Below are 9,334 nucleotides of genomic sequence, written 5' to 3' on the forward strand. Positions count from 1 at the left end.
CCTGATAGTGCCCGGCGGTGCACCCGAACGGCGCAGTAGGGTGTCGCAGGGGGTGTCGCAGCGAGGGCGAGGTGGGTTCGCGGTGCGGAAGTCAGGCGTCATGCCGACGCTCGATCTGGTCGAGGTCGGCGAGCACGTGTGCTGGATCGTCGACCCGCTTCAGGGATACACGGCCGCCACCTCCGCGTTCCTGGCGGACGGCGAGCTCTTCGGCGACAAGGTGGTCATCGTCGGCTCGCTGCTCGACCCCTCCGCCTCCGTGGGCGCCCTGCGGGGCGCGATGATCGTCGACCCTCGATCGGTCTGCGGTGACGGCCCCGGGCCCGACATGAGCTCGATGCTGGGCTTGGTACGGCGCGAGGCGGACCGGGCGGGACGCCAGGGGTATCGCGCCCTTCGCGTGCTGGCCGTGATGGATCAGCTCGTGCCGCCCGATGTCGGCGCGGACGTGCTGATCGACCACGAGCTGCGGCTGGACGAGGCCGTGGCCGACATCGAGGCCATCATGCTCTGCGCCTACGGGCGTGACCGCTTCGGCGCGGCCACGCTGGACCATGTGGCGTGCGTGCATCCTCGCGAACTGGGTAACGGACGTACTGGGCTGTCGTTCCGGATGTTCAACTCGGGGCCGGACAGCTGGAGTGTGTGCGGAGTGGTCGACTCCGACGGCGCCGCGGCGTTCGGCGCCGCGCTGGCCGCCGCGACGGCGCTCTCTCCGGCGTTACGGCTCCGTCTCGACGAGCTGGAGCTGATGGACGCCGCCGGGATGCGCGCGCTCGTGGAGGCCGCCGCCGACACCGGGGTTCACCGGATCACGGTCGAGGGCGCGAACCCGACAGTGAGGTCGTGCTGGGAGATGCTCGGCTACAGCACCTGCGAGGTATCCGTGGAGCTGATGCCATGACCACCGAAGCCACCGGGGTGGCGGAGGCAGCGGGCCTCCGCCACGAGCTCTACTCCTACTCGGGTGAGGCGCAGTTCCTCACCGGGGTCATGTCCTTCATCGACGACGCGCTGGCGGCCGACGAGATCGTCCTGGTGTCCGTGCCCGAGCAGCGGGAGCAGATGCTGCGAGGGGAGCTGACCGGCTCCGACCCCCGTGTGGTGTTCATGGACACCTCGGCGCTGGGCCGTAACCCCGCCCGGCTCATCCCCGCCTGGCAGCGCTGGATCAGCGAGCGGGCGGGGGAGGGGCGGCCGGTGCGCGGCATCGGCGAGACGGACTGGAACGGGCGGGGTGTCGCGGAGATCGCGGAGCTGCGCTACCACGAATGGCTGCTGAACCTCGCCTTCACCGGCTCCCCGGCCTGGTGGCTGCTCTGCCCCTACGACACCGACACGATCGCCCCCGAGACCATGCGGGCGATCAGCCGATGCCACCCGTTCGTGCTGGAAAAGGGGGTCCATCAGGAATATCCGGACTTCGCCCAGGAGCCCTACGTCTGGGACGAGCTGGAGCCGGCCTGTGACCCGTTCGAGGAGCTCTTCTACAGCCGGGGTGATCTCGCGGCCGTCAGGGAGAAGGTGACCGCCTGCGCCGCGCCGTACGGCCTGCAGGGGGACCGGCTGAGGGAGACCCTGGTCGCGGTCACCGAGGTGGCCGGTAACAGCATCGTCCACGGCGGCGGGCACGGCACCCTGCGCACCTGGGTGCAGCGGGGCACGCTGGTCTGCGAGTTCCGTGATGACGGGGTGATGACCGATCCCATGATCGGCCGGAGGCTCCCCGCCTCCCGCTCGCTGCACGGCCGGGGCATGTGGCTGGTCCACCAGCTCTGTGATCTGGTCCAGGTCCGCTCCACCCCGGAGAGCGGCACGATCATCCGCCTGCACATCGCGCTTCCCACCCCGTCCTGACCCGCGGCGCCGCCCCGTGCGCGCCCGGACGGCCTCACCGCTCCTTCAGCGCGTCCTCCACGGAGGCGGTCAGCTCGAAGAACGGCAGGAGTCCCGTGGTGGCCAGCATGTGGCGCAGGGTACGGTTCGCCCCGGCCAGGACCAGGCGGGTCCCGGTCTCCTTGCTCCGGTGCAGCATCCACAGCAGTTCGGCGAGCCCGGTGGAGTCGCAGAAGGTGAGCCCGGTGAGGTCAAGGATGAGCGAGGGCGCGGGGCCGGTGTCCGCGCCGGTCCTCCACAGCTCGGTGAGCTCGCGCCGGAACAGGGGGGCGTAGTCGTAGTCGAGCTCGCCGACCGCGCGGATCACGATGGCGTTCCCACGCGATCCCGACGTTATGAAGAGTGCGTTCGCACCTTCGGTTGACATTGGGAGACTCCTTCGACCCGCAGTTCACAGGGCGGGCGTTCCCTCCGTCCTACCAGGTATGCCGATCTGATGGACCGTACTGGCGGGGATTCAGGGCGGATTGACATAATTTCAACGCATTTGACCCATCCGTTGTACAGCGGGCCCGCCCGGGTGCCCATCCTGCCTCATCGTGGTGCCGGGCATGACCGGCCCCGTACGGCCCGCCGCCCGCCCCCACGCGACCGGGGACCGATGCCGTCATCCGGATCTGGGGCGGTGCTCCGGCGGCCGGAGCACCGTGACGCCTCGCCGGCCTGGGTGAAGGTCAGTCCTTGATCTGCTGCGAGAAGCGCAGCATGTTGCCCGACGGGTCGCGGAAGGCGCAGTCGCGGACGCCGTAGGGCTGCTCGATCGGCTCCTGCAGCACCTCGGCGCCCGAGGCGCGGATCTTCTCGAACGTGGCGTCGATGTCGTCGGTCAGGAAGATGACACCGCTCAGCGACCCCTTCGCCAGGAGCCCCTGGAGCGTCGCCTGGTCCGCCGGCCGGCCCATCCCGACCGCCTCCAGGACGATCTCGACCTCGGGCTGGGAGGGCGGTCCGACGCTCAGCCAGCGGAACCCCTCGAACGGCACGTCGACCCGCAGTTCGAGGCCGAGAACATCGCGGTAGAAGGCCAGGGCCTCGTCCTGGTCGTGAACCTGAATGAAAGTGTGGGAAAGCTTGAGATCCATGACTGAAACGCTACTCAGTTGTCCCCTGCCGGGGCTTCTCGAATCCTGCTCGGCCGGGTGACGGTCTTGGCGTAGCACGCCGGTACCGCGGCGCCCGCGCTGTGGTCGCGTGCGCGGTAGGAGCTCGGGCTCTCGCCGACGATCTCGGTGAAGCGCGAGCTGAAGGAGCCCAGCGAGGTACAGCCGACCTCCATGCAGACCTCGGTCACCGTCAGGTCGCCACGGCGCAGCAGCGCCTTGGCCCGCTCGATGCGGCGCGTCATGAGATAGCCGTAGGGCGTCTCGCCGTAGACGGAGCGGAACCGCCGGGCGAAGTGCGAGGGCGACATGAGCGCGGCGCGGGCGAGCGCCGGCACGTCGAGGGGCCTCGCGTACTCACGGTCCATGAGGTCGCGGGCCCGGCGCAGGTGGGCGAGGTCCTCAGGCGTCACCCGACCAGCATCCCACGCCACCGGAACCGCCGCCCCGGCGTGAACCCGCCGGACCGTAAGCGAGGGTTTGACCTTGTCGTGGCGTCAATGTGTCCAATGAAGCCATGCGGATCGGCGAGCCAGCCGCGCTGGCCGGGGTATCCACCCGGACCGTGCGCCACCACCATCTGGGTCTCCTCCCCGAGCCGGTGAGGCTGGCCAACGGCTACCGGGAGTATCGGTTGCGTGATGCGGTGACCCTCGCCCGCATACGGCAACTGGCCGGGCTGGGCCTGTCGCTGTACGAACTCCGCGACGCACTGGTCGACGATGAGGGCCGGGAGTTGCGCGAGGTGCTCCTGGAGTTGGACGCCGACCTGGCCAAAGAGCAGGAGGCGATCAGCGTCAGACGGGACCGGCTGGCCGTGCTCCTGGCGGAGGCTGATCTCCATGCCGACTCGATGGTCTCTCGCGACATGGCGGCGGTACTGCGCGACCTACCCGCCGGGGGTTCAAGGTTCGCCGAGATCGATCGTGATCTGCTGACGCTGGTGAACATGGTGGCCGACCCGGCAGACCAAGCCCGGATACTCGACCTGATGCGCCCCTCACCGAGCCCGCCGTGCTCGCACGGGGACACGCCCTCTACGAACGGCTCGACGATCTCGCTGACGCGGACCCCGGCGACCCCCGCGTCGCCATGCTCGCCACCGACCTCGCCGTCCACGTCCCCGACGAGATGGCGAAGGTGATGGTGGCGAACTCGGTTTCGGCTCTCGATCATGCGCATCCGCCCGGATCCGGCGCTGTGGAGAGCGCGGGGGACAGGCGATGGCTGAAGACGCTGTTCGCCGAGGTGTCCCCGGCCCAGGCCGAGGTGTTCCGGCTGATTATGATAATGCTGTAGGGAAAGGGCGTGATGCTCAGGATCGCGCGCGCCGCCCTGTTCATCGTACTCCCCGCGGAACTGCTGCTCGTGGTCGTGCTCGTCTCCGGGGTGGCGCTGCCCGGCCTGGTGATCGCGGCGGCGGAGACAGCCGTCGTGCTGGTGCTCATTCGGAGGCGGTGGCCGCGTACCGGCTGTTCAGGGCTGATCGGCTGAGCGGTGCTAACCGGCGGGCGGCCTTCCGGACAACCGTTCACCACCTGGTACCCGTGCGGGTGCGCAGGATCACGGAGATCGAGCTGAAGGGCATGCTAAGCCTCGCCCTATGGGACGCGCGACGGCGTGCCACCAGGCGCCACCGCTGTGCCGTACGCGGGGGAACAGGCGTTGATGTTGCTGGTGCTGCTGTTTCTGATGGGCGTGGAGACGGTGGGAGTGGACGTGCTGCTGAAGGCGCTCCACGTGCCGGATGGGCCGCGCGTCCTGGTGCTGGTGGCCGACGTCTACGGGATCGTGTACGGGCTGGCGCTCGGCGCGGCCTGCGCCACCCGGCCCCACGTCATGACTCCCGAGAAACTGCGCATCCGCTACGGCGTGTACTTCGACCTGCGCGTTCCGCGTGACCTGATCTCCTCGGTGCGGCTGTCCCACGACTACAATGAGAGCAGCATGGTCGCCCTGGCGAATGGGCGGCTCAGCATGGCGGTGTCCTCCCGGACCAACGTGATCGTTGAGCTGACCGAGCCGATCACCGTCGTCCGCCCCCTCGGCCGCTGTGCCGAGGCCACCACAGTCCGCTTCTTCGCCGACACCCCAACCGCTGCCCTGAACATTCTGCGGTCTCCCCAGCGCCATATGCCCGCTGGGGCGCCCAGGATTTTTCGGACAGTCGGCTTGTGGGCGTAGCCTATGCGGCTCGTGGGTGTGAGTAATGCTCGGTGAGTACCTCAAGGGGTGTGCGGTAGTCGAGGGCCGAGTGCAGGCGCCGCCGGTTGCAGAACCCCTCGATGTAGCGGATGACCTGCTGCTTGGCCTTGGCGCGGGTGGCGAAGACGAACCGGTTCAGCCACTCGGTTTTGAGCGCGGCGAAGAACGATTCGGCCATCGCGTTGTCGTAGCAGACGCCGGTTCGGTCGGCCGAGCGGCGGATCTGCACGTTGGTGCAGAACCGGCCGAAGGCGTCACTGGTGTAGTTCTTGGGTTCGGGCCGCGATCGGTGTGGGAGACGGCGTCCGGCTCGACCACGCCGGTGCCGATCGCCATGCGCAGGGCGTCTTGGACCAGTTCGTTGCGGTAGTGCTCGGCCATCGCCCAGCCGATGACGGCCTTGCTGTGACAGTCGATGACGGTGGCCAGGTGGACGAAGCCCTCCCAGGTGCGGATATAGGTGACGTCGCCCACCAGCTTGATCCCGGGACGGGGCGCGGTGGAGTCCCGGCGGACCAGGTCGGGGAGGCCGCGGAAGTCGCCCTGCTCGGTGGTGGTCGGCCGGAACGCCCGCGCCTGGACCGGGGTCAGTTCCAACTCGCGCATCAGCGCCCGGACCAGCTCCGCCGAGCAATGCTCTCCAGCGCGGGCCAGCGCGGCGTGCACGCGACGGTAGCCGTAGGTCTGGTGGCTGTCGGCGAAGATGCCGACGATGAGGGTGCACTCAACCTATCAGCGCAACACCATTCGAGATGATGATCGCGGAGGTGTTGTGTGGCGAGGATGGGCCGTCCGGGGATGTCGGATGCGCAGAAGCGGGAGCTATGGGATCGGTGAAGGCGGGCGAGTCGATCAGCCAGATCGCCAGAGCGCTGGGCAAGCCACCGGGCTCGGTCTTCACGGTCGTCAAGTCCAACGGCGGATACGTTCCGCCGCTGCGGCGCAGGCGGCCCGGGACGCTGAGTTTCGCCGAGCGTGAGGAGATCTCCCACGGCCTGGCGCGAGGCGAGTCGATGCGGTCCATCGCCCGCGCCCTGGGCAGGCCCGCCTCGACGATCAGCCGGGAGATCGCCCGCGACAAAGGCGTCGCCCGCTATCGGGCCGTCGATGCCGAAGACCGCTCCTGGGTGCGGGCCCGGCGGCCCACGCCGTGCCGGCTGGCCCGGCATCCGGCACTGCGGCGGCTGGTCGCGGAGAAACTGGCCCAGGACTGGTCGCCCGAACAGATCGCCGGGTATCTGAGGAACACTTATCGGCCGGAATCGGGGATGCGGGTGAGCCACGAGACGATCTACAAGTCGTTGTTCATTCAGGCCCGCGGTGTGCTGGCCAAGGAGCTGACCAGGCACCTGCGTTCGGGCCGGCCCACCCGCAGGAACGTCCACAACACCGTCACCGGACAATGGCGCTCCCAGATCAAGGACGCCATCCCGATCAGTCAGCGGCCACCGGAAGTTGGCGACCGCGCGATCCCTGGGCATTGGGAGGGTGATCTGCTGCTGGGGCGGGGTTTGACCCAGGTCGCGACGCTGGTGGAACGCACGACCCGCTTCACTGTTCTGGCTCAACTCGAGGGCCGGGACATGGCCACCGTCACGAGGAGGCCGGCAGCGACGATGACCAAGTTGCCCGAACAAGTTCGCAGGTCGTTGACTTGGGATCGCGGCATGGAGCTGGCCGGGCATAAAGACCTCACCGCATCGACACCGGCTTGCCGGTCTATTTCGCCGATCCTCATAGCCCCTGGCAGCGTGGCACCAACGAGAACACCTATTGGGCAAGGTGAGTCGCGCGGGGCTTCTTCGACTCGCAATAGGTCTGTCCCCTGGCCAGGGCCTCGTCTCTGTCTGTCATCCGCTACAGCAGAGAACAGGACTCCTCGATGGTGACAGTGGGAATCGACCCGCACAAACACGTCCACGTCGCGGTGGCCGTCGGGCCTGACGGCCGGCGGATCGGCAAGCCGTTCACGGTGAAGAACGACGCTCTGCTGATCACCGCGCTGCTCGGCTGGGTCCGGACGATCGCCGACGGCGCGCCTGTCGTCTGGGCTGTCGAGGATGGTCGCGGCTTCGCCCGCCGCCTGGCCGACGGGCTGCCGCTCGCAGGCCACGAGGTGGTCTGGGTTCCCACCCGGCTGACCGCGGCCCACCGCAGACTCCACGCCGCCACCGGCGCCAAGTCCGATCCCGTCGACGCCGCCGCGGCCGCCCGTGCCGCCATCGCCGCCCCTGAACTGGCTCGCCACCGCATCGACGAACACGTCCGCGAGCTGCGTGTTCTGGTCGACTACCGCACCGACCTCATCAAACGCCGCACCACGCTGATCAACCAGCTCAAAGCCCAGCTCCATCTCTGGCTCGACCACACCCCGGGCGACCTCGCCCGGCCCAAAGGCACGGACACGCTGGCCTGCCTGCTGGCCGCCGCCCACTTGGGCGCTCACGTTCGCAGGGTCCTGTTGGACATGACCGCCGAGCTCTCGGAGCTTAACCGGCGTGTTCACGACCTCGACGCCACGATCAAGGAGATCGTCAGTCCGCTGGCCCCGGCCCTCCTGGAGATCACCGGCATCAGCCACAACTCCGCCGCAGTCCTCATCGCCGAGATCGGCGACATCACTCGCTTTCCCACCTCGGCCAAGCTCGCCCGCTACACCGGCTGCGCTCCCATCCCCGTCTACTCCTCAGACCAAGAACGCCACCGCCTCCACCGAGGCGGCAACCGCCGCCTCAACAGCGTTCTCTACACCGCGGCCATCGTCCAGAAACGCTTCCACCCAGCCGCCCAGGAACTCCTGGCCCGCCATGAACCCACCAAAGGCAAACGCGGCGCCCGCCGCATCCTCCAACGCCACCTCATCGACGTCATTTACCGGGCAATGACCACCGATCGAGCATCCTGGCAACACCAGATCACACACCATCAGTCCGCAGCTTGACATAGAAGCATCAACCGGCTGCTGCGGCAATACCTGCCCAAGGGCGCCAGCATGGCCGATCTCACTCAAGATGATCTCGACCGGATCGCCCACAAGCTGAACACCCGCCCCCGCAAGACCCTCGAGTTCGACACCCCGGCCGATAGACTTGCTCCACTGTTGCGCTGATGGGTTGAGTGCACCGCGCATTTTTTCAGGAACGTCAGCTTCTCGCGCAGCTCGGCGTTCTCTCGCTCCAGCTCGCGGATACAGGCCCGTTCCGGCCCCGACAGCGGCTGCTCGGCTTCAGGGTGGATGGCTTTGTGCATGTTGACCCAGCTGCCGAGCGTGGTGGGGTTCATCCCGAACTCGCGGGCCACCGAGGCGACTGTGCGGGGGCCGTCCAGCACCATGCGGACGGCTTCCTCCTTGGACTCGGGCGAGAACTGCCTGCGACGTCGCGTCACGTACCTACCTCTTCCAGGCTCTCTGTCAGGTTATGTTCCTGACTGTCCGGAAGTCGTTGAGCACCCCAGACCGTTGGGTGACTATCTGTTCGGTATGTCGGAGTTATGAGGTATCTGGAAGGCGGTGGATTGACCGCTAAAGACGGAGCGCGACGTGAGGTGGTGCGGCTGTGTGCGGCCGGGATGTTCGCGCGGGGGACGTCGCAGGCCGAGGTAGCTCGGTTGCTGCGGGTCTCGTCGATGTCAGCCGGCCCGCTGGTATCGGTCCTGGCAGGTCGGGGGAACTGCGGCGCCGGCCTCCAAAGGGCCGGCCGGGTGGCCGTGCTGGCTGACCGGGGAACAACGGGAGCATCTGGAGTCCGAACTGCGGGCCGGACCGGCCGCGCACGGCTGGATCGAAGATCAGTACTGGACATTGGCGCGAATCGCCGATCTGATCGCCCGGCTGTTTCATATCCGCTACAGCCTGCGCGGGGTCTCGCTGTTGTTGCACCGGATGGGCTGGTCGCCGCAGATGAGCGTGCACCGGGCCGCCGAGCGCGACGAGGTGGTGAACACCTGGTGGAAGACCGAGCAGTGGCGGCGGATAAAAGAACGGCGGCGGCTCAGGACGCGTGGATCTGCTTCCAAGACGAAGCCGGTCAGATCCTGGGCTCTGGCAAGATTTTCGTGACGGGTGACGGAAAGTCACGTTGGTGGCATGGTGGCGGTTGTGTGAAGAACTGCTGCGCATCGTCTTTCCGTAT

General features: G+C 67.9%; 14 protein-coding genes. 8 read left to right on the plus strand and 6 right to left on the minus strand.

Annotation, left to right across the window (positions count from 1 at the left end; translation table 11 throughout):
- Positions 1–82: 82 nt before the first annotated feature.
- Both ACWEF2_RS07760 and ACWEF2_RS07765 read left to right on the plus strand, forming a co-directional pair.
- Positions 83–904 carry an MEDS domain-containing protein gene (locus ACWEF2_RS07760; protein WP_453812909.1) on the plus strand — a complete coding sequence of 274 codons (822 nt, stop codon included), beginning with the start codon at positions 83–85 and terminating at the stop codon, positions 902–904.
- Positions 901–1,857: an anti-sigma factor RsbA family regulatory protein gene (locus ACWEF2_RS07765; protein ID WP_453812910.1), complete on the plus strand. Its 957-nt coding sequence runs from the start codon at positions 901–903 to the stop codon at positions 1,855–1,857. Before ACWEF2_RS07760 ends, ACWEF2_RS07765 begins: the two co-directional genes overlap by 4 nt.
- Before the next feature lie 34 nt (positions 1,858–1,891).
- Here the strand turns inward: ACWEF2_RS07765 and ACWEF2_RS07770 are convergent, their stop codons facing one another.
- The 3 genes from ACWEF2_RS07770 to ACWEF2_RS07780 all read right to left on the minus strand — a co-directional run bounded on the left by ACWEF2_RS07770 (position 1,892) and on the right by ACWEF2_RS07780 (position 3,364).
- Positions 1,892–2,263 (minus strand): STAS domain-containing protein, encoded by a 372-nt coding sequence (locus ACWEF2_RS07770; protein ID WP_453812912.1) that lies wholly within the window; start codon positions 2,261–2,263, stop codon positions 1,892–1,894.
- Between the two features lie 307 nt (positions 2,264–2,570).
- Positions 2,571–2,978: a VOC family protein gene (locus tag ACWEF2_RS07775; RefSeq protein WP_453812914.1), complete on the minus strand. Its 408-nt coding sequence runs from the start codon at positions 2,976–2,978 to the stop codon at positions 2,571–2,573.
- Between the two features lie 14 nt (positions 2,979–2,992).
- Entirely contained in the window at positions 2,993–3,364 is a 372-nt protein-coding gene (locus tag ACWEF2_RS07780; RefSeq protein ID WP_453812949.1) for a helix-turn-helix transcriptional regulator, read from the minus strand.
- A gap of 134 nt (positions 3,365–3,498) precedes the next feature.
- On the opposite strand from ACWEF2_RS07780, the gene ACWEF2_RS07785 reads away from it, so the two are divergent.
- From ACWEF2_RS07785 to ACWEF2_RS07795, 3 genes are all read left to right on the plus strand, one after another.
- Positions 3,499–4,140 (plus strand): helix-turn-helix domain-containing protein, encoded by a 642-nt coding sequence (locus ACWEF2_RS07785; RefSeq protein ID WP_453812915.1) that lies wholly within the window; start codon positions 3,499–3,501, stop codon positions 4,138–4,140.
- A 164-nt stretch (positions 4,141–4,304) separates the two neighbouring features.
- Positions 4,305–4,490: a hypothetical protein gene (locus ACWEF2_RS07790; RefSeq protein WP_453812917.1), complete on the plus strand. Its 186-nt coding sequence runs from the start codon at positions 4,305–4,307 to the stop codon at positions 4,488–4,490.
- A 126-nt stretch (positions 4,491–4,616) separates the two neighbouring features.
- On the plus strand, positions 4,617–5,180 hold the full coding sequence (locus ACWEF2_RS07795) for a hypothetical protein (RefSeq protein WP_453812919.1): 564 nt from the start codon (positions 4,617–4,619) through the stop codon (positions 5,178–5,180).
- 1 nt (position 5,181) lies between these two features.
- On the opposite strand, the gene ACWEF2_RS07800 is transcribed toward ACWEF2_RS07795, so the two are convergent.
- Together ACWEF2_RS07800 and ACWEF2_RS07805 are read right to left on the minus strand one after the other, a co-directional pair.
- Positions 5,182–5,379, minus strand: coding sequence for an IS3 family transposase (locus ACWEF2_RS07800; protein WP_453812921.1), 198 nt, complete (start codon positions 5,377–5,379; stop codon positions 5,182–5,184).
- Entirely contained in the window at positions 5,337–5,915 is a 579-nt protein-coding gene (locus tag ACWEF2_RS07805; RefSeq protein ID WP_453812951.1) for a DDE-type integrase/transposase/recombinase, read from the minus strand. Before ACWEF2_RS07805 ends, ACWEF2_RS07800 begins: the two co-directional genes overlap by 43 nt.
- Before the next feature lie 110 nt (positions 5,916–6,025).
- Between ACWEF2_RS07805 and ACWEF2_RS07810 the strand changes: the two genes are divergently transcribed.
- Entirely contained in the window at positions 6,026–7,090 is a 1,065-nt protein-coding gene (locus ACWEF2_RS07810; protein WP_453812923.1) for an IS30 family transposase, read from the plus strand.
- Positions 7,084–8,142, plus strand: coding sequence for an IS110 family transposase (locus tag ACWEF2_RS07815; RefSeq protein WP_453812925.1), 1,059 nt, complete (start codon positions 7,084–7,086; stop codon positions 8,140–8,142). Before ACWEF2_RS07810 ends, ACWEF2_RS07815 begins: the two co-directional genes overlap by 7 nt.
- Before the next feature lie 65 nt (positions 8,143–8,207).
- Here ACWEF2_RS07815 and ACWEF2_RS07820 read toward each other — a convergent pair whose 3' ends face one another.
- Positions 8,208–8,588: a transposase gene (locus ACWEF2_RS07820; protein WP_453812927.1), complete on the minus strand. Its 381-nt coding sequence runs from the start codon at positions 8,586–8,588 to the stop codon at positions 8,208–8,210.
- 394 nt (positions 8,589–8,982) lie between these two features.
- On the opposite strand from ACWEF2_RS07820, the gene ACWEF2_RS07825 reads away from it, so the two are divergent.
- Positions 8,983–9,261, plus strand: coding sequence for a helix-turn-helix domain-containing protein (locus ACWEF2_RS07825; RefSeq protein ID WP_453812953.1), 279 nt, complete (start codon positions 8,983–8,985; stop codon positions 9,259–9,261).
- Positions 9,262–9,334 lie beyond the last annotated feature (73 nt).

This window comes from Streptosporangium sp. NPDC004631 (assembly GCF_053601935.1).